Source organism: Pseudomonas sp. EU05-FHT14B02, from assembly GCF_058791055.1.
In genome coordinates this window covers 73,687-98,678 of the sequence record NZ_JBYTDD010000008.1, presented here as the reverse complement: position 1 = coordinate 98,678, position 24,992 = coordinate 73,687, and the positions used below count along the sequence as shown (strand labels likewise).

21 protein-coding genes are annotated in these 24,992 nt (G+C 60.4%); 15 read left to right on the top strand and 6 right to left on the bottom strand.

Going from position 1 to position 24,992, the window contains the following annotated elements:
* The first annotated feature begins 77 nt into the window (after positions 1-77).
* Positions 78-338 (top strand): hypothetical protein, encoded by a 261-nt coding sequence (locus AC3WTM_RS10215; RefSeq protein ID WP_102670676.1) that lies wholly within the window; start codon positions 78-80, stop codon positions 336-338.
* A gap of 9 nt (positions 339-347) precedes the next feature.
* Here AC3WTM_RS10215 and betT read toward each other — a convergent pair whose 3' ends face one another.
* Together betT and epsC are read right to left on the bottom strand one after the other, a co-directional pair.
* Positions 348-2,303: a choline transporter BetT gene (gene betT, locus AC3WTM_RS10210; protein WP_173677922.1), complete on the bottom strand. Its 1,956-nt coding sequence runs from the start codon at positions 2,301-2,303 to the stop codon at positions 348-350.
* A gap of 375 nt (positions 2,304-2,678) precedes the next feature.
* Positions 2,679-3,605 (bottom strand): serine O-acetyltransferase EpsC, encoded by a 927-nt coding sequence (gene epsC / locus AC3WTM_RS10205; RefSeq protein WP_090452493.1) that lies wholly within the window; start codon positions 3,603-3,605, stop codon positions 2,679-2,681.
* A 190-nt stretch (positions 3,606-3,795) separates the two neighbouring features.
* Here epsC and AC3WTM_RS10200 point away from each other — a divergent pair, with 190 nt between their 5' ends.
* The 13 genes from AC3WTM_RS10200 to AC3WTM_RS10140 all read left to right on the top strand — a co-directional run bounded on the left by AC3WTM_RS10200 (position 3,796) and on the right by AC3WTM_RS10140 (position 16,948).
* The gene (locus AC3WTM_RS10200; protein ID WP_057712479.1) at positions 3,796-4,788 is read left to right on the top strand and encodes a D-cysteine desulfhydrase; all 993 of its coding nucleotides are present in this window, start codon (positions 3,796-3,798) and stop codon (positions 4,786-4,788) included.
* A 301-nt stretch (positions 4,789-5,089) separates the two neighbouring features.
* Entirely contained in the window at positions 5,090-5,890 is an 801-nt protein-coding gene (gene tcyJ, locus AC3WTM_RS10195; protein ID WP_102670674.1) for a cystine ABC transporter substrate-binding protein, read from the top strand.
* Positions 5,890-6,555, top strand: a complete 666-nt coding sequence (tcyL, locus tag AC3WTM_RS10190; RefSeq protein ID WP_102670673.1) for a cystine ABC transporter permease — start codon at positions 5,890-5,892, stop codon at positions 6,553-6,555. Before tcyJ ends, tcyL begins: the two co-directional genes overlap by 1 nt.
* Positions 6,556-6,559: 4 nt before the next feature.
* On the top strand, positions 6,560-7,315 hold the full coding sequence (gene tcyN / locus AC3WTM_RS10185) for an L-cystine ABC transporter ATP-binding protein TcyN (protein WP_057712481.1): 756 nt from the start codon (positions 6,560-6,562) through the stop codon (positions 7,313-7,315).
* Positions 7,316-7,798: 483 nt separating this feature from the next.
* On the top strand, positions 7,799-8,620 hold the full coding sequence (locus AC3WTM_RS10180) for a hypothetical protein (RefSeq protein ID WP_102670672.1): 822 nt from the start codon (positions 7,799-7,801) through the stop codon (positions 8,618-8,620).
* Positions 8,621-8,793: 173 nt separating this feature from the next.
* On the top strand, positions 8,794-10,026 hold the full coding sequence (locus AC3WTM_RS10175) for an SfnB family sulfur acquisition oxidoreductase (protein ID WP_102670671.1): 1,233 nt from the start codon (positions 8,794-8,796) through the stop codon (positions 10,024-10,026).
* 23 nt (positions 10,027-10,049) lie between these two features.
* Complete coding sequence (locus tag AC3WTM_RS10170; protein WP_102670670.1) at positions 10,050-11,243, top strand: SfnB family sulfur acquisition oxidoreductase; 1,194 nt, start codon at positions 10,050-10,052, stop codon at positions 11,241-11,243.
* Positions 11,243-12,601: an LLM class flavin-dependent oxidoreductase gene (locus AC3WTM_RS10165; RefSeq protein ID WP_102670669.1), complete on the top strand. Its 1,359-nt coding sequence runs from the start codon at positions 11,243-11,245 to the stop codon at positions 12,599-12,601. The genes AC3WTM_RS10170 and AC3WTM_RS10165 overlap by 1 nt, the downstream gene beginning before the upstream one ends.
* A gap of 75 nt (positions 12,602-12,676) precedes the next feature.
* Positions 12,677-13,486, top strand: a complete 810-nt coding sequence (locus AC3WTM_RS10160) for a MetQ/NlpA family ABC transporter substrate-binding protein (protein WP_102670668.1) — start codon at positions 12,677-12,679, stop codon at positions 13,484-13,486.
* Positions 13,487-13,488: 2 nt separating this feature from the next.
* Complete coding sequence (locus AC3WTM_RS10155; protein WP_102670667.1) at positions 13,489-14,610, top strand: methionine ABC transporter ATP-binding protein; 1,122 nt, start codon at positions 13,489-13,491, stop codon at positions 14,608-14,610.
* On the top strand, positions 14,600-15,244 hold the full coding sequence (locus AC3WTM_RS10150) for a methionine ABC transporter permease (protein ID WP_057712488.1): 645 nt from the start codon (positions 14,600-14,602) through the stop codon (positions 15,242-15,244). The genes AC3WTM_RS10155 and AC3WTM_RS10150 overlap by 11 nt, the downstream gene beginning before the upstream one ends.
* A 520-nt stretch (positions 15,245-15,764) precedes the next feature.
* Positions 15,765-16,121 carry a DUF6124 family protein gene (locus tag AC3WTM_RS10145; protein ID WP_102670666.1) on the top strand — a complete coding sequence of 119 codons (357 nt, stop codon included), beginning with the start codon at positions 15,765-15,767 and terminating at the stop codon, positions 16,119-16,121.
* A gap of 197 nt (positions 16,122-16,318) precedes the next feature.
* Complete coding sequence (locus AC3WTM_RS10140; RefSeq protein WP_102670665.1) at positions 16,319-16,948, top strand: class I SAM-dependent methyltransferase; 630 nt, start codon at positions 16,319-16,321, stop codon at positions 16,946-16,948.
* Positions 16,949-17,047: 99 nt separating this feature from the next.
* Here AC3WTM_RS10140 and AC3WTM_RS10135 read toward each other — a convergent pair whose 3' ends face one another.
* The 3 genes from AC3WTM_RS10135 to AC3WTM_RS10125 are packed head-to-tail and all read right to left on the bottom strand — an operon-like array spanning position 17,048 to position 22,259.
* On the bottom strand, positions 17,048-20,098 hold the full coding sequence (locus AC3WTM_RS10135; protein ID WP_102670664.1) for an efflux RND transporter permease subunit: 3,051 nt from the start codon (positions 20,096-20,098) through the stop codon (positions 17,048-17,050).
* The gene (locus AC3WTM_RS10130) at positions 20,095-21,159 is read right to left on the bottom strand and encodes an efflux RND transporter periplasmic adaptor subunit (RefSeq protein WP_102670663.1); all 1,065 of its coding nucleotides are present in this window, start codon (positions 21,157-21,159) and stop codon (positions 20,095-20,097) included. Before AC3WTM_RS10130 ends, AC3WTM_RS10135 begins: the two co-directional genes overlap by 4 nt.
* Entirely contained in the window at positions 21,156-22,259 is a 1,104-nt protein-coding gene (locus tag AC3WTM_RS10125; RefSeq protein ID WP_102670662.1) for an efflux RND transporter periplasmic adaptor subunit, read from the bottom strand. The genes AC3WTM_RS10130 and AC3WTM_RS10125 overlap by 4 nt, the downstream gene beginning before the upstream one ends.
* A gap of 175 nt (positions 22,260-22,434) precedes the next feature.
* Between AC3WTM_RS10125 and AC3WTM_RS10120 the strand changes: the two genes are divergently transcribed.
* A complete protein-coding gene (locus tag AC3WTM_RS10120) occupies positions 22,435-23,631 on the top strand; it encodes an AAA family ATPase (protein ID WP_102670661.1) in 1,197 nt (398 codons plus the stop codon).
* Between the two features lie 23 nt (positions 23,632-23,654).
* On the opposite strand, the gene AC3WTM_RS10115 is transcribed toward AC3WTM_RS10120, so the two are convergent.
* Complete coding sequence (locus AC3WTM_RS10115; protein WP_102670660.1) at positions 23,655-24,785, bottom strand: RHS repeat-associated core domain-containing protein; 1,131 nt, start codon at positions 24,783-24,785, stop codon at positions 23,655-23,657.
* Between the last annotated feature and the right edge of the window lie 207 nt (positions 24,786-24,992).

Genomic DNA, 24,992 nt, shown 5'->3' with positions numbered 1-24,992 from the left:
CCAAGATCAATGTGGGAGCGAGCTTGCTCGCGATGGCTGCCTCCAAAGCAATGCACATCTGAAGGGCGGAACAGTTCATGCACACCACCATCATCATCACCTTCGGCCTGATTCTCCTGGCGCTGATGCTCTACATCGGCGAGAAAGTCGGCTTCACCCGCCAGACCCTGGCCTACAGTTTTATCCTGCTGTGGCTGGCGCTGACGCTGATCAACGGCGCAGTCGGCATAGTGCATGCCGGCCAGCCATTGAGCAGCGAACTGGTGGTCGGTAGCGCCGTGTTCGGTGTCCCGGTGGCGGCGCTGGTGTTGTTCATGGTGTTGACCACCGAAACGTGAAGGCCTTGATCAACGCACCAGATGCAGGAACTGCATGTGCCGCTCGTACTGGTCGAGGATGTCGTTGATGATCTGTTCCTTGGTGTAGCCCACCAGATCGTAATCCTGACTGCCCTCGCTCAAATGCACTTCGGCTCGGTAGTAACGACGATTGTTGAGTTGCTTGGAACCCATGCCGCCACGGGCAAACGATGGCGTGAAATAGCCGCGCATCTGCACCTGATAAACGAATGGATGCTGGTCGCCATGGCCGATTTCCAGGCTGACGCTGTCATTGGCCGGGTCCGGGTGTGTCGCTACGTGCAAACCCTTTTCGGTGAACACGGCAGACACTTCTTCAATCGCCGGACGCACCGTCGTATCGAGGAAACGGTAGACCTCATCCCGCGACGGGAAATGCACCGCCTGACTCAGGCGCTGGCGCCAACCGCCCCGCCGTGAACCGGACACTGGTGCCAAGGAATGCATCTGCGCAATCTGCTTCTGCGATTCCAGATAAAACGCCTTGTGCAGCCCCCACATCATCAACAGCAAGATCAGCGAGAACGGCAACGAGGTCAGGACCACCGCCGACTTCAACGCATCGATACTGCCGGAAAACAGCAGCGCGCTGGTCACCAATGCGGTCATCGCGCCCCAGAACACCCGCAGCCATTTCGGCCCGTCTTCATCAGGATTGCCGCCCTTGGCGGACAGCGTCGACAGCACCACGGTGCCGGAGTCGGCGGAGGTGACGAAGAACACGAAGCTGATGAACACCGTGACCGCAATGACGGTTTTGCTCCACGGGTAGGTTTCCAGTAGCAGGTAGAGCGTCATCGACGGATTGTCGATGGCCGACATGCCGAGCGCGCTCATGCCGTGATTGAGCACTTGATCGATGGCGCTGTTGCCGAAGATCGACATCCACGCCAGGGTGAAGCCGAGCGGAATCAGCAGCACGCCGAAGACGAACTCGCGGATGGTGCGACCACGGGAAATCCGAGCGATGAACAGGCCCACGAACGGTGACCATGCTATCCACCAGGCCCAGTAGAACACTGTCCAGCCGCCCAGCCAGTCGCTGGGTTTGTCGTAGGCGTAGAGGTCGAAACTCTTCATCGGCAAGGCGCCGAGGTAATCGCCAAGGTTCTGGATCAGGGTGTTGAGCAGGTGCTGCGTGGGGCCGGCGAACAACACGAACAGCAGCAGCGCACAGGCCAGCAGCATGTTGATGTCGGACATGACCCGCACACCCTTGTCGACGCCGGATACGGCAACGATGATCGCAGCGCCCATCATCAAGGTGATCAGGCCGACCTGAACCCATTGGGTGTGGGCGATGCCGAACAGGTAGTCCAGGCCCGAGTTGAGGTGCAACACACCGAAGCCCATATCGGCACCGAGGCCGAACACCGTGGCGATGATGCCGAAGCCATCCACCGCGTAGCCGATGGGGCCATTGATGCGCTTGCCGATCAGCGGATACAGCGCCGAGCGCAGGGCCAGTGGCAGGTTATGCCGGTAGGCAAAGTAGGCCAGCGCCATGCCGACAAAGGCGAACACGCCCCAGCCATGCAGGCCCCAGTGCAGAAACAGAATCTGCATCGCCTGGCGCGCAGCATCTGCCGTACCGGCCTCGCCCTGGGGCGGTTGCAGCATGTGGGTCAGCGGCTCGGACACACAGAAGAAAAACAGGGTGATGCTGATCCCGGCGGCGAACAGCATGCCGGCCCAGGACAAATAACTGAATTCGGGTTCGTCGTGGTCGGCACCGAGCTTGATCTTGCCGTAGCCGGACAAGGCGGTGACCACCACGAAGACCAGATACAGGGTCATCGCCAGCAGGTAATACCAGCCGACCGTATTGGCCGCCCAGTTTTGCGCCGCCAGCAACCAGGCACCGGCCTGCTCGGGCATGGCGATGACAACGACACCAAACAACAGAATGAAGCTTGCCGAGAACCAGAACACCGGCGGATTCATGCGGATCAGGCCGCTTGGAGGGATGGACGATGCACTCATGTTCGGTGCACCTCGAAGGGGTAAAACGTGGCTGTAGAAATCGGACTCAGCAAAGGCAAGCCTCCTGTTGTGAGCGGGCAGCGAACCGCCGGTTTAACTTGAATGAACGTTCAAGTTAAACATGGATAGGGGGCTAAGGACTAATCGCAGGGCTCGGCGGTACTGGTATTACGCTAGCTCAAGAGAGGGTTCGGCGCAGGATCAGATCAGGACCACTGGCTCGATTCGGCTTGAAATCCAATCGCGAGCAAGCTCGCTCCCACAGTTGACCGCGTCCCCCTGTGGGAGCGCGCTTGCTCGCGATGAGGCCAGAAAAATCAGTGGAGATTTAGAGGCCTACTTCTGCGCCCCATCATCATGCTGCAGATTCGCCTGGGTCAGGTTGCTGCCCGCCGGTACGCTGCGGGTCAACCAGACATTGCCGCCGATGGTCGAGCCCTGGCCGATGGTGATCCGCCCGAGAATCGTCGCCCCGGCATAAATCACTACGTCATCCTCGACTATCGGGTGTCGTGGCTGGCCTTTCTGCAACTGACCGTCCTCGTCTGCCGGGAAGCGCTTGGCGCCCAAAGTCACCGCCTGATAGATCCGCACGCGCTCGCCGATGATCGCGGTTTCGCCAATCACCACACCCGTCCCGTGGTCGATGAAAAAACTGCGGCCGATCTGCGCTCCAGGGTGAATGTCGATGCCGGTGGCCGAGTGAGCGATTTCCGCGCTGATCCGCGCCAGCAGCGGCAACCCGGCGCGATACAAATGGTGGGCCAGGCGATGGTGTATCACCGCCAGAATCCCCGGGTAGCACAACAGCACTTCATCGACACTGCGCGCCGCCGGGTCACCGTGATAGGCAGCCAATACGTCAGTGTCCAACAAGCTGCGCAACCCTGGTAAAGCGAGGGCGAAGTCCTGAATGATCTGGATGGTTTTGGCTTCGACTTCAGTCTCGGCCTGGGCACTGTGACGCGCGGCGTAGCGCAATTCGAGCCGCGCCTGGGCCAACAGCGCATTCAGCGCCACATCGAGGGTGTGGCCGACGTAGAAATCTTCGCTCTCTTCGCGCAGGTCAACCGGCCCCAGGCGCATCGGGAACAACGCACCGCAAAGCGCTTCGAGAATCTCCGCCATGGCTGCGCGGGACGGCAATTCGCGACCGCCCTGCTCGCCGCTGGCCCGGCCGTTTTGTGCTCGCCACTGTTCACGTGCCGTGCGCAGCTGGCTGACGATGGTCTGCAATTGCCAATGGCTGGAACGCTCACTCACGGTAAAAACTCCTCACGGGCGGCCGGACTGTCTGGCCGCACTGACGGCGATTACTTTACGGCAAGGGTCGCGAGGCAAATTAAGAACCAATAGTGCTGTGCTCAGTTCGATTAGCTATAAGCGATTGACGGTTGCCCCGGCTTTTGGGCGTGCCTATAGTCCTGAGATCTTCAACCGCCAGTACGGACTCATGATCAAACAACAGCTCGCCCGCTTTAACCGCCTCGACCTGCTCGGTCAGCCCACCGCCCTGGAAAAACTCGAACGCCTGTCGACCTGGCTGGGCCGCGACCTGTACGTCAAGCGCGATGACCTGACGCCGCTGGCGATGGGCGGCAACAAGCTGCGCAAACTCGAATACCTGGCCGCCGATGCCTTGGCCCAGGGTGCCGACACCTTGATCACGGCGGGCGCGCTACAATCGAACCACGTGCGCCAGACAGCCGCCATTGCCGCAAAGTTAGGGCTGGGCTGCGTAGCTCTTCTGGAAAATCCTCTGGGCACTGACGACAGCAATTACACCGGCAACGGCAACCGTCTGCTGCTCGACCTGTTCGATGCCAAGGTCGAATTGGTGGAAAACCTCGACAACGCCGACGAGCAACTGCAAGCCCTGGCCAACCGACTGTGCAGCAACGGCAAGAAGCCGTACCTGGTGCCGATCGGTGGTTCCAATGCCTTGGGCGCCCTGGGTTACGTGCGCGCGGGGCTGGAACTGGCCGAGCAGATCAAGGACACCGGCTTGAAGTTCGCCGCCGTGGTTCTGGCCTCGGGCAGCGCCGGTACCCACAGCGGCCTGGCACTGGCCTTGAGTGAAGCGCTGCCGGATCTGCCAGTGATTGGCGTGACGGTTTCGCGCAGCGATGAAGATCAGCGACCTAAGGTTCAAGGCCTGGCCGAACGCACCGCCGAGTTGCTGGGCGTCAGCCTGCCGGAGGCTTTCAAGGTCGAGTTGTGGGATGAGTATTTCGCCCCGCGTTATGGCGAGCCGAATGCCGGCACACTGGCAGCGGTGAAGCTGCTGGCGAGTCAGGAAGGCTTGCTGCTGGACCCGGTCTACACTGGCAAGGCCATGGCGGGCCTGCTGGACGGGATCGGCCGTCAGCGGTTCAACGAAGGTCCGATTATCTTCCTGCACACCGGCGGGGCACCGGCGCTGTTTGCCTACAAGGATTTCCTGTAGGAGCGAGCTTGCTCGCGATGGACGACAGGGCACCGCGGGGTGTCGGTTGCCAGCGTTATCGTTGACGTCCATCGCGTGCAAGCACGCTCCTACAGTAAAAACGCAAGCTATTCCAAAATTGAATAACAAGAAGATTAATTATTATTTTCCAATCTAAGAACGCCATCATATAGTCATGCTACAGGCGAATTTCCCGAGAGACGCATACGCTGCTTTAAGGCAGGATAGCGCTGTCGCTTAATTCCCGATTTCGCCAAATTTTCACAAAAGCGTCTTCCATAAGAAAACACAGGGGCTTGTCATGAATTTTTCCGCACTACGTCGCAATCTGCTGGTGGGTTCGCTGGGCCTGGCACTGAGCGCCGGCCTGATTGGCCAGGCGGTTGCCGGTGAGCAACTGCAACAAATCAAGGACAAAGGCGTGATTAACGTCGGCCTGGAAGGCACCTACCCACCGTTCAGTTTCGTCGACGCCGACGGCAAACTGGCCGGCTTCGAAGTCGAGCTCTCCGAAGCCCTGGCCCAGAAGCTGGGCGTCAAGGCCAAGATTCAGCCAACCAAGTGGGACGGCATCCTCGCCGCTCTGGAATCCAAGCGCCTGGACGTTGTGGTCAACCAGGTGACCATCTCCGAGGAACGCAAGAAGAAGTATGACTTCTCCGAGCCGTACACCATTTCCGGGATTCAGGCGCTGGTGCTGAAGGACAAGGAAGCCGCGCTGAACATCAAGAGCGCCGCTGACCTGACCGGCAAGAAAGTCGGCGTGGGCCTAGGTACCAACTACGAACAGTGGGTCCGCGCCAACGTGCCGGGCGCCGACGTGCGCACCTATGACGATGATCCGACCAAGTTCGCCGACCTGAACAACGGCCGTACCGATGCCATCCTGATCGACCGCCTGGCCGCCCTTGAATACGCCAAGAAAGCACCGAAAACCGTCGCTGCCGGCCAGGCGTTCTCCCGCCAGGAATCCGGTATTGCCCTGCGCAAAGGCGAGCCGGAACTGCTGGCTGCCGTGAACAAGGCCCTCGACGAGCTGCGTGCCGACGGTACCCTGGCCAAGATCTCGGAAAAGTACTTCCAAGCTGACGTCACCAAATAATGGAAGCAGCTTTCCAACTCGCACTGGACTCCGCGCCCTTTCTGCTCAAGGGCGCGTATTTCACGGTCATCCTCAGCCTGGGCGGGATGTTCTTCGGCCTGGTAATGGGGTTCGGCCTGGCGCTGATGCGCCTGTCGCGCTTCAAATCGGTCAGCTGGCTGGCCCGCATCTACGTGTCGTTCTTTCGTGGCACGCCGTTGCTGGTGCAACTGTTCGTGATCTATTACGGCTTGCCGCAATTGGGTCTGGAACTTGATCCGCTGCCGGCGGCCCTGATCGGCTTCTCGCTGAACATGGCCGCCTACGCCTGTGAAATCCTACGTGCCGCGATCAGCTCCATCGAGCGCGGCCAGTGGGAAGCGGCTGCCAGCATCGGCATGACTCGTGCGCAAACCCTGCGCCGGGCCATCCTGCCGCAGGCAATGCGCACCGCATTGCCGCCGCTGGGCAACAGCTTCATTTCACTGGTCAAGGACACGGCACTGGCCGCTACCATCCAGGTGCCGGAACTGTTCCGCCAAGCGCAACTGATCACTGCCCGTACCTTCGAAATCTTCACCATGTATCTTGCCGCCGCACTGATCTACTGGGTCCTGGCCACGGTGCTGTCGCACCTGCAGAACCAGTTGGAAGCGCGGGTCAATCGGCACGACCAGGAGTCCTGACCCGATGATTGTCGTGGAAAAACTGACAAAGCAGTTCAAGGGTCAAATCGTGCTCAACGGCATCGATCTTGAGGTCAAGGAAGGCGAGGTGGTCGCGATCATCGGCCCTAGCGGTTCGGGCAAGACCACCTTCCTGCGCTGCCTGAATTTTCTGGAAGAACCCACCAGCGGCCGGATCAAGGTCGGCGATATCGAGGTCGATACCAGCCGCCCGCTGAACCAGCAGCAGAGCCTGGTGCGGCGTTTGCGCCAGCACGTTGGTTTCGTGTTCCAGAACTTCAACCTGTTCCCCCATCGCACCGCCCTGGAAAACGTCATCGAAGGCCCGATCGTGGTCAAGAAGACCCCACATGCCGACGCCGTTGCCTTGGGTAAGAAGCTCCTGGCCAAGGTCGGCCTGGCGGGAAAGGAGGACGCTTACCCGCGTCGCCTCTCCGGTGGCCAGCAACAGCGCGTGGCGATTGCCCGGGCACTGGCGATGGAGCCGGAAGTGATCCTGTTCGATGAGCCGACCTCGGCCCTCGACCCGGAGCTGGTGGGCGAGGTATTGGCGACCATCCGCGGCCTGGCCGAAGAGAAGCGCACCATGGTGATCGTTACCCACGAAATGGGCTTTGCCCGGGACGTGGCCAACCGTGTGGTGTTTTTCGACAAGGGTGTGATCGTCGAACAAGGCGAAGCGAAGGCATTGTTTGCCAACCCGAAAGAGGAGCGGACAAAACAATTCCTCAGCAAGTTTCTGAATAACGCCCACAACTAACACCCCCCGATTCAACAATGGTCATCTTCCATGGACGGAAGTGACACCCCGAAAAAAACACTTCATCAATACCAAACTAAACCCATCCACTCTATATACATATTTTGTACGCGCGAGCGGTACATATATATGCATCGCAACAATAACCCCCCCTATCCCCACCATGTTCCTTTCGCAGCACTTGGCCAACAACGCCCGCCGAGCGGCCCGGTTTCAGCCACTTTCAGCGGACAAATTCGACGCAGCGGCATGGTTTACTTACTTTGCACCGTAGGAACTTTCTGAATAACATCGCGCACCACCCACAACTAATAAATCCTATTGACACTTGCTCCCCCTGAGTCTTATCTAGTCTCCGACCAACATCACTCTTCACGCCAAAATTCATTATTTCAATTAAAAGTAATGAACGGTTTTGCTGTTCGATATTTAGTTTTTGAATTCCCAGAAACGGACTTCGCTGCAAGACTTCAAGGAGACTTCATGAAAAGCACCTCGCACAAATCCGGGCTTGTGGCCCCGACCCTGGCGCAATCCAACAAGACCGGCATCAACGTCACTTGCGCGGCGCACCTGCTGATCGATGTGGCGCCCTACCCCGCCATGGACGAAGGCGACCTGATCGAACTGTTCTGGGACAACTGCTACGTGGCCTCCCGCGTGCTGACGGCCAGCGATGTCGGCCAACCGGTGCAGCTGCGGGTGCCTGAAAGTTTTGTCGCCAACGGGACCTCACGCATTTACTACCGGGTCATGCAGGTTGGTCGAGACCCGGTGATTTCGGCCAGCCGAAACGTGCAGATCAAACTCGACTGCCCAGGAGGCCAACCCTCCGCACTGTGCGGCGATGAAAACCAGTGCCTGGCACCGGTGAGCATTCCCGAGGCGATTCGCCGTCAAGGGGTCAATCCGAGCCAGGTCAAGCGCGGTGTTCCCTTGACCATCGAGCCGTACCTGAACATGGCCGTCGACGACGAAATCACCCTGCGCTGGGGCGATGTACGCATGGATCTGCCACGGCTCAAGGCCGCAGATGTGGGGCAGCCGATTCAGGTCTGGATACCGCCGGCCATCATCCTCGAAGCCGGCGAAGATCTGCGGCTGGAAGTGACCTACTGCATTCTCGACAGGGTGGGCAACAACTCCCGCTGGGCACCGCCCCGCACGTTGAAGATCGGTTGCGCCAATCCTTATCTGAAAGTCCCCCCGAAAAAAGTGCTCAAGGCCGCCGAATCCCGCAGCAATGAATACAGGGCTCGCTCACAGCCGCAGGATCATCCTTCTATCAATATTCCTAAAAGTTAGTTCATAAAATATTTATACGCGTTTAGGGTATATACACCGGACCACCGGACATCCTTGTTTTCATGCGCCGCCACAAGCGGCGCTTCCATAAGATGTGAGGTAGGTATGGTCCGGAACACAATCACCCCAGTGCAGATCGCCAGGGCATTGCGTGCAGCCAAGGAGCGGCACTGATGTCCAGTCTGGCAGATGCAATCGTCCAGAGTGACCTGGACGTCGCCCCCCTGTTGTTGCCCGCACAAATCTTGCGCAACGACGCTCAAGCCATCAAGGCGGCCCACGAACTGGCGCAAGTCGCCCGCCTGCAAGCAGCCAAACGAGACCAGCAGCGCAAGCTCCCATGGTCGGAAATCGAGCAGTTCACCCGCAGCGGCCTGGGCAGCATTTCCATCCCCCGCGAGTACGGTGGCCCGCAGGTTTCGTTCGTCACCCTGGCCGAGGTTTTCACGATCATTTCCGCCGCCGACCCGGCGCTTGGGCAGATCCCGCAAAACCAGTTCGGCATTCTTAACCTGATCCTCGGCAGCGCCACCGAAACGCAGAAACGACAACTGTTCAAAAGCGTTCTTGATGGCTGGCGCATCGGCAATGCCGGGCCGGAACGCGGCACCAGGAACACCTTGGAACTGAAGGCACGCCTGACCGCAGACGGCGTCCTCAACGGCCAGAAGTTTTATTCCACCGGCGCCCTGTTCGCCCATTGGGTTGCGGTCAAGGCATTGAATGACGATGGCAGGCAGGTGCTGGCGTTCATCCGTCGTGGCACCCCGGGATTGCGCATCGTCGATGACTGGTCCGGCTTCGGTCAGCGCACCACCGCCAGCGGCACGATTTTGCTCAACAACGTGCGAGTCGACCCCGAACTGGTTGTGGATAACTGGAAGATCAACGACACGCCGAACATTCAGGGTGCCGTCTCCCAACTGATTCAGGCGGCCATCGACGCCGGTATCGCCCGAGGCGCCATCGACGACGCCATCGACTTCGTGAAAACCCGCGCCCGGCCGTGGATCGACGCCAAGGTCGAGCGGGCCAGCGACGACCTGTACGTGATCGCCGATATCGGCAAGTTGAAAATCGAATTGCACGCCGCCGAAGCGTTGCTGCGCAAGGCCGGACAGGTGCTTGATCAGGTCAGCGCCGCGCCGCTTACCGCCGAGTCCGCCGCCCGCGCCTCGATTGCCGTGGCCGAAGCCAAGGTGCTGACCACCGAGATTTCGTTGCTGGCCAGCGAAAAGCTGCTCGAACTGGCCGGCAGCCGCGCGACCCTCGCCGAATTCAACCTCGACCGCCACTGGCGCAACGCCCGGGTGCACACCCTGCATGACCCGGTGCGCTGGAAGTATCACGCGGTCGGCGCCTATCGCCTCAACGGCACGCTGCCTAATCGCCATTCCTGGATCTGACGACCAGACATCTGGAGAAACACATGACAAGTTCTCACCACGTCGCGGTCATCGCCAGCGATGAACAAGCTCTGATCGTTGCCAGCGACCTTGCCGAAGACTTCAAACGCGACAGCGCCACACGCGACCGCGAGCGCCGCTTGCCACACCCGGAACTGGAAGTGTTTTCCCGATCGGGCCTGTGGGGCATCAGCGTGCCAAAGGAATACGGCGGCGCCGGTGTTTCCAATGTCACCCTGGCCAAGGTCATCGCCTTGATCGCCCGGGCCGACGGCTCCCTGGGGCAGATCCCGCAGAATCACTTCTATGCCCTCGAAGTACTGCGGGTGAACGGCAGCCACGAGCAGAAGCAACGCCTGTACGCCGAGGTTTTGGCCGGTCAACGCTTCGGCAATGCATTGGCCGAACTCGGCACCAAAACCGCACATGATCGCGTCACAAGCCTGACCCGCGACGGCAGCGGCTATCGCATCAATGGTCGCAAGTTCTACGCCACGGGCGCGATCTACGCCCAGCGCATTCCCACCTCGGTGGTGGATGAAAACGGCGTGCAGCAACTGGCGTTCGTCCCGCGCAACAGCAAGGGCCTGAGCGTGATCGACGACTGGAGCGGCTTCGGCCAGCGCACCACCGGCAGCGGTTCGGTGGTGTTCGAAGATGTCTACGTCGCAGCCGAAGATGTGATCCCCTTTCAAAGCGCTTTCGAGCGCCCGACTCCGGTCGGCCCGCTGGCGCAGATTCTCCATGCCGCCATCGACACCGGCATCGCCCGCGCCGCGTATGAAGATGCGCTGCATTTCGTGCGCACGAAAACCCGGCCCTGGATCGACGCCACCCACGAAAAAGCCACGGACGATCCGCTGACCCTCAAGAGCTTCGGCCACCTGAGCATCCGCCTGCACGCCGCCGAGGCGCTGCTGGAACGTGCCGGTGAATTCCTCGACAAGGCCCAGGCCGACACTCAGGCCGAGACCGTCGCGGCCGCCTCGATTGCCGTCGCCGAAGCACGCGCCCTCAGCACCGAAATCTCCCTGGCCGCCGGCAGCACGCTGTTCGAACTGGCCGGCAGCCAGGCGACCCTGATTGAGCACAGCCTGGATCGCCACTGGCGCAACGCCCGGGTGCACACCCTGCACGACCCGGTGCGCTGGAAGTACCACGCTGTCGGCAATTACTACCTCAACGATGAAAACCCGCCACTGCGGGGGACCATCTGATGGCTGGCACTAAAAAGAAGATCCTGCTCAACGCGTTCAACATGAACTGCATCGGGCACATCAACCACGGTTTGTGGACGCACCCGCGCGACACATCAACCCGCTACAACACCCTCGAATACTGGACCGAACTGGCGCAACTGCTGGAGCGCGGGCTGTTCGACGGCCTGTTCATCGCCGACATCGTCGGAGTCTACGACGTCTACCAGAACTCGGTGGACGTGCCGTTGAAAGAGTCAATCCAGTTGCCGGTCAACGATCCACTGCTACTGGTCTCGGCCATGGCGGCGGTGACGAAGAACCTCGGTTTCGGCCTGACCGCCAACCTCACCTACGAAGCGCCGTATCTGTTCGCCCGCCGTCTGTCGACCCTGGATCACCTGAGCCGTGGGCGGGTCGGCTGGAACATCGTCACCGGCTATCTCGACAGCGCCGCCAAGGCCATGGGTCTGAGCGAACAGGTCGAGCATGACCGTCGTTATGACCAGGCCGATGAGTACCTGGAGGTGCTCTACAAACTCCTGGAAGGCAGCTGGGAAAACGGCGCAGTGCTCAACGATCCACAGCAGCGGATCTACGCGCAGCCGGACAAAGTGCACAAGGTCGAGCACAAGGGCGAGTTCTATCAGGTCGAGGGCTATCACCTCTGTGAGCCCTCGCCGCAGCGCACGCCGGTGCTGTTCCAGGCCGGTAGCTCGGATCGCGGCTTGCTGTTCGCCGGGCGCCATGCCGAGTGCGTGTTCATCAGCGGCCAGACCAAGGCATCGACCAAGGCTCAGGTGGACAAGGTGCGCGCCAGCGCCATCGGCGCCGGACGCAACCCCGAGGACATCAAAGTGTTCATGGGCCTGAATGTGATCGTCGGCGCCACCGAGGAGCTGGCCTGGGCCAAGCACGCCGAATACCTGAGCTACGCCAGTGCAGAGGCCGGCGTGGCGCATTTTTCGGCGTCCACCGGGATTGATTTTTCTCAGTATGAAATCGACGAACCGATCCAGTACGTGAAGAGCAACGCGATCCAGTCCGCCACCAAACACCTGCAAAACAACGACTGGACCCGGCGCAAATTGCTCGAACAACACGCCCTCGGCGGTCGCTATATCACCGTAGTGGGTTCCCCGGAACAGGTGGCCGATGAGCTGGAATCGTGGATCGCCGAAACCGGGCTGGATGGCTTCAACCTGACCCGCATCGTCACGCCAGAAAGCTATGAGGATTTCATTGAACTGGTGATTCCCGAGTTGCAGCGGCGGGGGTCGTACAAGACGGCGTACGACAGTGGCACCTTGCGTCAAAAGCTGTTTCAGCGAGAGGCGTTTTTGCCTGAGCAACATACCGGCTCGGCTTACCGCCGCTAAAAGCATCGCGAGCTTGCTCGCGATGTGGCCCGAACAGACACCACAAATTCTATGCACTGACTGGAAAACCTGATCATGAAAAAGCACTACCTCTCTCACCCAGTCAAAGCACTGGCCCTGGCCCTCGGCCTGTTCAGCTCGGTGACCTTCGCCGCCGACGCCCCGCTGAAAATCGGCACCACCGCCGCCTTCGCCATTCCCCTGGAAGCGGCCGTCGAAGAGGCCTCCAAACAAGGCCTGAAAGTCGAGCTGGTGGAATTCACCGACTGGATCGCACCGAACGTCAGCCTCGCCGCGGGCGACATCGACGTGAACTACTTCCAGCACATCCCGTTCCTGGAAAACGCCAAGGCCGCTTCGGGTTTCGACCTGGTGCCTTTCGCGCCGGGGATCATCAACAACGTCGGCCTCTATTCGAAGAAATACAAAAGCTTCGACGAGCTGCCGCAAGGCGCCAGCGTGGCCATCGCCAACGACCCGATCAACAGCGGTCGTGGCTTGCAGCTGCTGGCCAAGGCCGGGCTGATCACCCTCAAGCCCGGCGTCGGCTACAAGGCCACCGAAGAAGACATCATCGCCAACCCGAAGCACATCAAGATCCTCCAGGTCGAAGCCGTGCAACTGGTGCGTGCCTATGACGATGCCGATCTGGTGCAGGGCTACCCGGCCTACATTCGCTTGTCGAAAACCTTCGATGCGGGCTCCGCGCTGCTGTTCGACGGCCTCGATCACAAGGAGTACGTGATTCAGTTCGTGATCCAGCCGAAGAGCAAAACCGACCCGCGCCTGATCAAGTTCGTCGACATCTACCAGCACTCACCCGCTGTGCGCGCCGCCTTGGATAAAGCTCACGGCAAGCTGTATCAAGCCGGCTGGGAAAGCTGAGCATGACCGCCGCCATCCAACGGCGACTGGAGATTCCAGAGCCGCAAAGTGCCGAGCGCACTGAGCTGCATCCCGAACTCAACCATGCCCACGTCCGCTTCATCGGCCTGGGCAAAACCTACAACGGCCAGCAAGGGCCGGTGGCTGCCCTGCACGGCATCGACCTGGCGATCCAGCGTGGCGAAGTGTTCGGCATCATCGGCCGCAGCGGCGCCGGCAAGTCGTCGCTGATCCGCACCATCAATCGCCTGGAACAGCCGAGCAGCGGTCGGGTGCTGATCGATCAAGTGGACATCGGCGAGTTCGACGAAGACCGACTGGTGGCGCTGCGACGGCGCATCGGCATGATCTTCCAGCACTTCAACCTGATGTCGGCCAAGACCGTTTGGCAGAACGTCGAGCTGCCGTTGAAAGTTGCTGGCGTGCCGAAGGAACAACGCGAGCAGAAAGTCCGTGAACTGCTGGAACTGGTCGGCTTGCAGGCCAAACACAAGGCTTACCCGGCGCAGTTGTCCGGCGGGCAGAAACAGCGCGTGGGCATTGCCCGGGCGCTGGTGCATGCCCCGCAAATCCTGTTGTGCGACGAAGCCACCTCGGCACTGGACCCCGAGACCACGCAATCGATCCTCGGCCTATTGCGCGAGATCAACCGGCGCCTGGGCCTGACCATCGTTTTGATCACCCACGAGATGGCGGTGATCCGCGAGATCTGTGATCGGGTGGTCGTGCTCGAACACGGCCGCATCGTCGAGCAAGGGCCGGTGTGGGAAGTTTTCGGCAATCCGCAACATGAGGTCAGCAAGACGCTGCTGGCGCCGTTGCAACACGCATTGCCGCAAGAGCTGCAAAGCCGTCTGTTGGCGCAAGCGACATCCCCCGATGCCGCCGTGGTCCTGCGCTTGCAGTTCACCGGCAGCCAACGCGACGAACCGGACCTGGCGGCATTGTTCAGCGCGCTCGGTGGCCGAGTGCGCTTGCTGCAAGGCGGCGTGGAACGGATTCAGGGGCATGCGCTTGGGCAACTGCTGCTGGCGGTGACGGGCTCACCCCTTGGTGCCGAAGAATTGCGTCAGCGCGCCAGCCAATGGGCGCAACAGGTGGAGGTGCTGGGTTATGTGGTTTGATCGCTTGCTGCAGGGTTTTATCGACACGTTCCTGATGGTCGGCGTGTCGTCATTGATCGCGCTGTTGGCGGGCATTCCGCTGGCAGTGATCCTGGTCACCAGTTCCAAGGGCGGCATCTACGAAGCCCCGGCGCTGAACCGCGCGTTGGGCGCATTCGTGAACTTGTTCCGCTCGGTTCCTTTCCTGATTTTGATGGTGGCGTTGATTCCGTTCACCCGGCTCATCGTCGGCACCACTTACGGCGTGTGGGCCGCCGTGGTGCCGTTGACCATCGCGGCTACGCCGTTCTTTGCGCGCATTGCCGAGGTCAGCTTGCGCGAGGTCGACCACGGTTTGGTCGAAGCGGCGCAAGCCATGGGTTGCCGGCGCTGGCACATCGTTTGGCACGTACTGTTGCCCGAGGCGCTGCCCGGGATTGTCGGCGGGTTCACCATTACCCTGGTGACCATGATCAACTCCTCGGCCATGGCCGGGGCGATCGGTGCGGGTGGCTTGGGAGACATTGCGTATCGGTATGGGTATCAGCGGTTTGACAGCCAGATCATGCTGACGGTGATTGTGCTGCTGGTGGCGTTGGTGGCGGTGATTCAGCTCGGTGGGGATCGGTTGGCGCGGGGCCTCAACAAGCGCTAACCACATTGCGAACACCCTTTGTGGCGAGGGGGCTTGCCCCCGTTCGACTGCGCAGCAGTCGCAAAACCGGCGTACTCGTTGTTTCTGACATACTTCATTGCATGGTTATGGGGGCGCTTCGCATCCCAACGGGGGCAAGCCCCCTCGCCACAGGTGATCACCACCCCTGACAGGGAAGTTTTCGTACAGGGAAATCAGCCGTTCCGCAGGCCTATTCCCTTTCCTTTGCAGGACATTTCCTAGATCATTTCGCTCGCTTGCGCCTGCCAAAACCGGTGGCTAATCTCGGTCCGTCACTGCTCGTCAGTGATCGGGTTTAGTCGCCCGGATCTTTCTAGGCGCACAGCGCCACCTCATTCCAGGTGTTTTCATTACCTGAAAGTTATGGTGGCTGTGCGCAGGGCACCCTCGGGTGCGCCGGGTTGCCTAGAGACCGGTCGACTAACCTGCGTGCAGCCGCCACCCCTGCTCGTTTAGTCGCGACATCGGTTGGCTCCAATTAGCTCTAGGAGTTTTACCAATGGAAAAATCCGTTCCCGATCCGCCTCCAGAAAATCCCGCCAATGAAACCGTGACCGACGAATTGCTCAGGGATCGCTCCGTGCTTTATCGGGCCATCGATTTCTACCTCACCGGCAAGCAACCCGCACCGCCCGATGAAATGCGCTTCTACAACGTCAGCAAAGACGTGAGTTTTGAAGACACCCAGTTGTATGTGGCCGATCTGCTGCGCTGTGCTTCGGTCACGGCGTATCAGTGTGGCGATCAACTCAAGGGTGCCGACCGTGCGATGGTGTACTCGATCTGGCATTTGCTGGAGATTGCCAAGGCGATGGTGGATCACTCCATTGAATGTCTGGGGATGAAAAAAAGTTGAGTCAGGCTCTAGTCATCCGTTGTCAGTGATGCAGCTTTCGCGAGCAAGCCCGCTCCCACATCTGATCTCTGGCGAACACAAACCATTTGTTCGACTCGGTTAAATGTGGGAGCGGGCTTGCTCGCGAATGGCTGCGAAGCAGCCCCCAACCTGATGGCGTATATTGGCCAAATCTCTATTGCCCGCGCAGCCCGACAATGAAACAGACGCCCGACGACCTCGAACAGATCACCGCCACCACCCTGGGCCATTACAACGCAGTGGCCGAAGACTTCCGTGAAGGCACCCGCGATCACGACGTCAGCCAGAACATCGATGCCCTGCTGCGGCACATTCAGGGCGATGCGCCTTTCGACATTCTCGATTTCGGCTGCGGGCCGGGTCGGGATTTGCAAACCTTCACCCGCATGGGCCACAGGGCTGTCGGCCTCGACGGTTCGGAAAAACTCGCGCAGATGGCCCGTGAGGACAGTGGTTGCGAGGTCTGGCAGCAGGATTTCCTGAAGCTCGATCTGCCGGCCGAACGCTTCGACGGGATCTTTGCCAACGCGGTGCTGTTTCATGTTCCGCGTCAGGAGTTGCCACGGGTGTTGAAGCAGTTGTGGGAAGCGCTGAAACCGGGTGGGGTGTTGTTCAGTTCCAATCCCCGTGGCGAGAATCAGGAAGGCTGGAACGGGCCGCGTTATGGGTCGTATCACGACCTGGCGGCCTGGCAGCATTTGTTGATCGAGGCGGGGTTTGTGGAGCTGGAGCATTACTACCGGCCGGCAGGGCTGCCGAGGGAGCAGCAGCCCTGGTTGGCGAGTGTCTGGCGTAAAGCTGTGTAGCCCATTCGGACGCCATCGCGAGCAAGCTCGCTCCCACAGTGGATTGCAGTCAACCTGTGGGAGCGAGCTTGCTCGCGATGAGCGCGAAGCGCTCGCTTTTTAAACCGTGTCCTTCTTCGGCTCGCGAATCTTGTACCAGGCCACATACAGCGCCGGCAAAAACAGCAGCGTCAGCAAGGTGGCGATGACGATCCCGCCGATCATCGCGTAGGCCATCGGCCCCCAGAACACTTCCCGGGCAATCGGGATCATCCCCATGCTCGCCGCCGCTGCGGTCAGCAGGATCGGACGGCGCCGATGTTCGGTGGCCTGCACCACTGCATCCCACGGCGCATAGCCCTTCAGTTCGTATTCCTCGATCTGGGTCACCAGGATCACCGAGTTGCGAATGATGATACCGATCAGCGCCAGAATCCCGAGGATCGCCACGAAGCCCATCGGCGTACCGGTAGGCACCAGCGCGATCACCACGCCGATCAGCCCCAGCGGCGCGACGCTGGCCACCAGGAACAGCTTCTGCACGCTGTGCAGCTGGATCATCAGGAAGGTCGCCATCAAGAACAGCATCAGCGGCACAACTTTGGCAATCGGTCCCTGGGCCTTGCCGCTTTCCTCCACCGTACCACCGGTGGCGACCTTGTAGCCCGCCGGCAATTTGGCAGCGAAATCGTCGATGGACGGCTTGAGGATTTTCACCAGGTCCGTCGGCTGGATCTCGTCGCGTATCGCCGCCTTGATGGTGATGGTCGGCAGGCGATCGCGACGCCACACCAGCGGCTGCTCCAGTTCGTAGCGCACCGTGGCGAACGCCAGCAGCGGTATCGACGTGCCGCTTGGCGTGACGATTTGCAGGTTCTGCAGGGTTTCCGGCGTACCGCGCTCGGAATCCACCGCGCGACCGACCACGTTGATCAGATAGATGTCGTCATCGACTTGGGTCACCGACTGGCCGCTGACGATGCCGTTCATCAGGTTGGCTACATCCTCCGAAGACAACCCCAACTGCCGCGCCTTGTCCTGGGCGATGTCGATCCGCAGCACTTTGCCCGGTTCGTTCCAGTCGTAGATGATCTCGCCAACATGCGGGTTCTTGTCCAGCTCAGTGGCCAGGTCGATGGCATGTCGGCGCACTTGGTCGATGTCCTTGCCGCTGATCCGGTACTGGATCGGACGCCCTACCGGCGGGCCCATTTCCAGAGCCTGGACATAACTGCCGATGCCGACGAAGTCATTGCGCAAGCGCTCGCGAAGCTTCTGCATCATGGCCTCGCGAGTATGGCCTTTGCTAACGATCACCAACTGCGCGTAGAACGGGTTTTGCAGTTGTTGGTCCAGTGGCAGGTAGAAGCGGATGGCGCCCTGACCGACGTAAGTGCTCCAGCGCACGATGTCCGGATCGTCCTTGAGCGTGGCTTCAAGGCGATCGACGGCCCGGCGGGTTTCGTCGATCGAGGCGTTTTGCGGCAGGTTCAGGTCCACCAGGATTTCCGGCCGATCCGAAGACGGGAAGAACTGGTTCTGCACATAGCGCATGCTGAACACCGCCAGTACAAAGCACAGTACGGTGATGCCAATGGCCCACCAGCGATTGCGCATGCACCACAGCAGCCCGCCGTTGAACGCCTTGCCGATACGCCCGGGTTCGCCTTCATGGGGTTTCACGTTGGCACTGAGGATGTGCACGCCGATCACCGGCGCAAACAATACCGCCACCACCCACGAAACCAGCATCGCGCAGGCAATCACAGCAAACAGGGTGTAGGTGTATTCACCGGCCGAGCTGGCGTTCAAGCCGATCGGCACGAAGCCCGCCACCGTCACCAGCGTACCGGTGAGCATCGGGAACGCCGTGGAGGTGTAGGCGAAGGTCGCCGCTTGCTCCTTGGTCTCGCCCAATTCCAGACGCGTAACCATCATTTCCACGGTGATCATCGCATCGTCCACCAGCAGGCCGAGGGCGATGATCAGTGCGCCGAGGGAAATCCGCTGCATGGTGATGCCGCTGTATTCCATGAATACGAACACCATCGCCAGCACCAACGGGATCGAGCACGCCACCACCAGCCCGGCACGCACGCCAAGGCTGACGAAGCTGACCAGCAGCACGATCACCACCGCCTCGAACAACGCGCTGGTAAAGCCACCAACGGCCTCCTCCACCACCACGGCCTGGTCGGAGACGTTGTAAATGCCGACACCGACCGGCAGGTCGGCGGTCAACTCGTCGATACGGGTGTGCAGGGCCTTGCCGAATGCCTGGACGTTGCCCCCCTTCTGCATGGCGATCGCCAGGCCGATGGCCGGTTTGCCGTTGAAGCGGAATTCCGGCGAGGCCGGATCGACATAGCCACGGCTGATTTCGGCAATGTCGGCCAGACGATAGAAGCGGTCGTTGAGCTTGAGGTTGACCTCGGCCAGGTCTTTCTCCGAAGCGAACTGCCCCGAAGTCCGCACCGAAATCCGCTCCGGCCCGGCCTCGATGACACCTGCCGGGGTCACGGCGTTCTGGGTTTGCAGGCTTTGCACCACCTGACGCTGATCAATGCCCAGCGCGGCGAGTTTGCGCGTGGAGAAGTTCAGGTACAGCACTTCGTCCTGCTGGCCGACCATTTCGATTTTGCCCAGCCCCGGCACGCCGCGAATTTCCATGCGGGCCTGTTCCACGTAGTCGCGCAACTGACGCATGGTCAGGCCGTCAGCGGTGAAGGCGTAGATCGACCCGAAGACGTCACCGAACTCGTCGTTGAACGACGGCCCCTGTATGCCTTGCGGGAACTGGTATTTGATGTCGTTGATCTTCTTGCGCACCTGGTACCAGATTTCCGGGATGTCCTTGGCACTGGTGGTGTCGCGCAGGTACACGTACACCGTCGATTCGCCGGGGCGCGTGTAGCTTTTCACATAGTCGAGGGAGTCGAGCTCTTCGAGCTTTTTCTCGATCCGGTCAGTGATCTGCTTTAGGGTTTCCTCCTGGGTCGCCCCCGGCCATTTGCTCTGGATCACCATGGTCTTGATGGTGAACGAAGGGTCTTCTTCGCGCCCCAGGTTGAAATACGAGAACACACCCATCAACAACGCGACGAACATCAGATACCAGATGAACGACTGATGCTTGAGGGCCCATTCCGAGAGGTTGAAAGGCCCTTTCATTGACTGTCCTCGTCGATTTTCACTGCTTGCCCCGGCTTGAGGCTGTTCACACCGGCACTGACCACCCGCTCGCCGTTCTTCACGCCGCCAGCCAGCACCACGGTGCTATCGGTACGGCTGATCACGGTGATGTCACGGGGGGAGACGGTTTTACTTTGTGCATCAATCACCCAGATGCGTGGCTTGCCATCGACCTCCTGCAGCGCAGTGACAGGCAACTCGATACGCGGCTTGATCGCCGAGCTCAGGGTGACGCTGATGGCTGTGCCGAGGCGAAAGCCATCGGGTGTTTCAGCCAGGCTCAGGCGGGCGCGACGGGTGCGTGTGGCGCTTTGAGCCTGAGGTTCGATTTCACGGATGATGGCGGTGGTGTTGATGCTCGGATCCAGCTGCGCAGCGACCAGAAACACCACATCGCTGGGCAGTTGATCGACCAGGGTATCGGGCAGGTCGATCACCGCTTCCTTGATGTCCGGTTGCGCCAGAGTCACCACTTGCTGACCGGCCGTTACCACTTGCCCGGCCTCGGCGCTCCACTGGGTGACCACAGCTTTATGGTCGGCGCGCAGCTCGGTGTATCCCAGTTGGTCCTTGCTCTGGTTGACGGCCGCCCGGGCCTGATCGAGGGAGGCCTGGGTGGTTTTGAGGTCCGTGTTGGCCTCGTCGAGTTGCGCTTGCGCGCCGACCCCACGATCAAACAAGGCTTGCTGACGCAGGGCACTGGCCTTGGCATTGATCAGTTGCGCCTGGATTTTCGACAGGTCGCCCTGGGCCGAACGCAATTGGTTCTGCTGATCGGAAGGATCGAGGGTGGCGAGCAGCGTACCCTTCTCCACCGCGGCGCCGACATCGACGTTACGGCTGGCGATTCGCCCGCCCACTCGGAAGCCGGTATTGCTTTCATAACGCGCCTGGATGCTGCCGGCGAAGCGGCCCAGGTCCTCTTCGCTCAAGGTCTGGACCTTGATCGACAACACCGGCCGTACCGGCGCCGGCGGCGGTTCGTTTTTGGAACAGGCGCTCAGCACCAGCCCGATGGACAACGCCCATAAAGGCTTCATGGCTTGGCTCCCCACGTCAGATCCTTGTAAGTGTTTTCGGCAATTTCGACTTCCATGTCCGGGTGCAAGAGTTGTCCGCCGGCGATGATGACTTTGTCCCCGTCCTTCAACCCGCCGCTGATGATGACCTTGCCGGTCAGGTAGCGGCCGACCGTGACTGAATGCAATTGGGCCTTGCCCTTGTCGTCGACAATCCAGACAGCGGGAGCACTGATGTTTTTGGTCAGTGCCGACCACGGCAACTCGATGACCGACTTGCCCGATCCCCTGGCCGTGGCACTCACCACCGAGCCCAACTGCATGCCGTCGGGCAGTTTGTCGAGGCCGACCTTGACCTGTACGGTTCCGGATTGAGCCGACACCGACGGGGTGATTTCGCGTACGGTGCCAGTGGTTTTGATCGCAGGGTTATCGACCAGGCTGAGGACAATGGTGTGATCTCTCGGCTTCTCGGCCAGCAGCGATTCATAGACGTTGAACACCGCATCCCGGTCGCCGTCACGGGCCAGGCTGAAGATCGGCATCGTCGCCTGCACCACCTGGCCGACTTCCGCCTGGCGCTCGGTAATGATCCCCGGTGCATCGGCGATCAGCGCCGTATAGCTCAACTGATCCTTGGCATTGGCCAACTGCGCCTTGGCAGCGCTCAGGGCACTCTGGCTACTGTGCAGGGCTGCCTGGGCCGAGTCGTATTCGCTCTGGCTGGTGTAACCCTTGGGCAGCAATTTTTGCTGACGCATGAACGCCGCAGCACTTTGCGTCACCCGCGCCTGTTCGGCGACGACTTGCGCCTGGGCGGAATCGACATTGGTCTGCAAATCCTTGGGGTCGAGCCGGGCCAGCACTTGCTTGGCGGTCACTCGATCACCGACGTCGACCGAGCGCTGGATGATCTTGCCACCCACGCGGAAAGACAGCTCCGTCTGAACCCGAGCCTGGATATCACCGGTGAGGGTAACCGGGACCGCGTAATCGGCCGGCTTGACGACTTGCACGAACACCCGTGGCAGGTATTCCTGCACGGTTTTTTTCTCGTCGCAAGCCGTCAGCAGGGTGACGACACTCAAGGCCATGACTACTTTAAATCCGGGAACCACCATGCAAACTCCTTGGCCTTTTCATGTACAACTCGACAGAGAGCTTAGAACAGGATTGGAACCTTGCACGAGCGTCTTATGAAGAAAAAGCTCACACTCTTTTAGCCCTGAAACACTTGCCATAGACACCTGTGCATGCCTGACAATGAGCCCCGGTCGATCCCCCTCAGGAACCCAAATGCTCAAGACCCTCGCGGTGGCCAATTACCGCTCGATCAACAAACTGGTGATCCCGCTGGAACGGCTGAATCTGATCACCGGCCCCAACGGCAGCGGCAAGTCCAACCTGTATCGCGCGCTGCGCCTGCTGGCGGAAACCGCCCACGGCGGGGTGGTCAATGCCCTGGCCCGAGAAGGTGGCCTGGATTCGACCTTCTGGGCCGGCCCGGAAACCATCTCCCGGCGCATGCGCACTGGCGAAGTCGCCATCGAGCCCACCGTGCGCCAGGGCGCCAAACGTCTGCGCCTGGGGTTTGCGGGAGAGGATTTCGGCTACTCGATCAGCCTCGGCCTGCCCGATTCCAACGGCCATTTCATGCTCCCCGGGCACAGCTCGCCAATACCGTCTTATTTCAGCCTCGACCCACAGATCAAACGCGAATGCCTGTGGGCCGGAGCGTTCTATCGGCCGGCCAGCCTGCTGGTTGATCGTGACGGCCCGATGATCCGTGCCCGCGCCGATCGAAAGTGGGATGTATTGGCGCAGCACACGCCGACTTTCGACAGCCTGTTCGATCAGGTCGGCAGCCTGCGCAGTTCGCCGGAGGTGCTGGAGATGCGCGAGTTCATCCGCCGCTGGCGCTTTTACGATCACTTTCGCAGCGATGCCGACGCCCCCGCGCGGCAACCGCAACTGGGCACCCGCACGCCGGTGCTGCACCACGACGGACGCGATCTGGCGGCGGCCTTGCAGACGATCATCGAAATTGGTGACCCCGAGGCCTTGCGGGCGGCGATAAGCGACGCCTTCCCCGGCGCACGACTGAACATCGAACCTCTGCCGGGCGGGCGCTTCGCCATCGAGTTCTTTCAGGAAGGTTTGTTGCGACCGTTGTCGGCCGCCGAGTTGTCGGACGGAACGTTGCGTTACCTGCTGCTGGTCGCGGCGCTGCTGACGCCACGCCCGCCGACGCTGATGGTGCTGAACGAACCGGAAACCAGCCTGCACCCGGATCTGCTGCCGGCGCTGGCGCGCTTGATCATCCGCGCTTCAGAGCAGTGCCAGGTGTGGGTGGTGTCCCACGCCCGACGTTTGATTTCGGCGCTGCAGGAGGACCCGGAGTGCAATTGCATCGTGCTGGAGAAGAACCTCGGACAGACCGGGATTGTCGGGCAGCGGATGCTGGATGAGCCGGCGTGGTATTGGCCGGGGTGAATCACCGCCACTCCGGCTCCGCCCTATAGGGAGTGACGACGGATATATTTGGCATTCCTGAAGATGTCGGGCTGTCTGTCGAGTTGTTTACTCAAAAAAAAGACCGTTCGACTTTTATTGACGGGAAACTCAAAACCCTCGAAGCCCACTGGTCCTGGAGTCGGTAAGGGAGCCGATGGTTGAGGTGTACCGGGACTCAGAGGAGGGGCTGAAGGAGTCGGGAAATTTGGTGGTTGTGCAGCAGGTAAAGACAGAGCGACCGGACGCTTGCGACGTTCCACAAATCTCTTCAAGGCAGGGACAGTCTTGGGATCACGCGCAGCCCAGTAAACAGTCGCTCTCGAAACCACCGTAAGCCCCGCCAATCCTAATGCAATAAACCCGAGAGTTTTAGCTGACTCAGAGTCCCCGGTAATACCCGCAACAGCACTGGCAACACCCGTCAGCGCTGAAGCCATCGTCACCACTCCCGCCACAGTCGAACCTGCTGCACCGAGGGTGTATTTGTAGGGTAACCGACCTGCTGCACCCCATTGCAAAGCATCCTTGGCCAACTTGAAGGGAATGGCGGGCGACATAGTAATTCGAGCATTGGCCACGCTGAACAGGCTCGTGATCAACCTGGCAAACTGCCCCGTCGGATCACTGAAATTCACCGGGTCCCCCAGACAATACGCATACGCATTCAGTCCGCCCCGCCCAAACGGGCTCAAGCTGTCCGGTCTGTTGAAGCGCATCAGCACCGGGTTGAACGCCCGATGCCCGTTACCCAGCAGGTAATGGCCGGTGGCCGGATCGACCACTTCGCCGGTGAATCCGAGCAAACCACCGGGACCACTCTCGACCCGCCGATGACCGTAGGGCGCGTAGACCTGACGCACATCTCCGTCGGGGCCGGTCATCTGCAATACCGAGCGTTGCTGATCAGTGACCAGTAACAGGCTGTTGCGCTCGCCACCGTCCAACGATTGCACTGCCAGCAGTTGCCTGTCGTGTTGAAGCACGCTGTACGCATCCTGTCCTTTCAGTTGCGTCACCAGATGTTCGCCGCGGTAGAACCGGGTCAATTTTTCCAGCTCCAACGGCTCCAGTTCGACCAGCCGATCCAGAGCATCATAGCGGTAGCGATTGAGGAGGCGAGTCATTGGGCTCATGAGGTTCAACTCCCGGCGAAGGAAGCAGTTTGCACCCGCTTGAATGCGCCGGCACCTAGCAGAACTGTTAGTGCCGGGAGAAAGCTGTCGCCCGGGTTTGCCCAGGCAAGAGAGGACAGCTACTTTCCATTACGCCGTAGGAAGGATCTTTTTTTCGAAACGCCTCTCCAAGGACGAACCACTTTTGGCCAGACTCCCGGCCAAAAT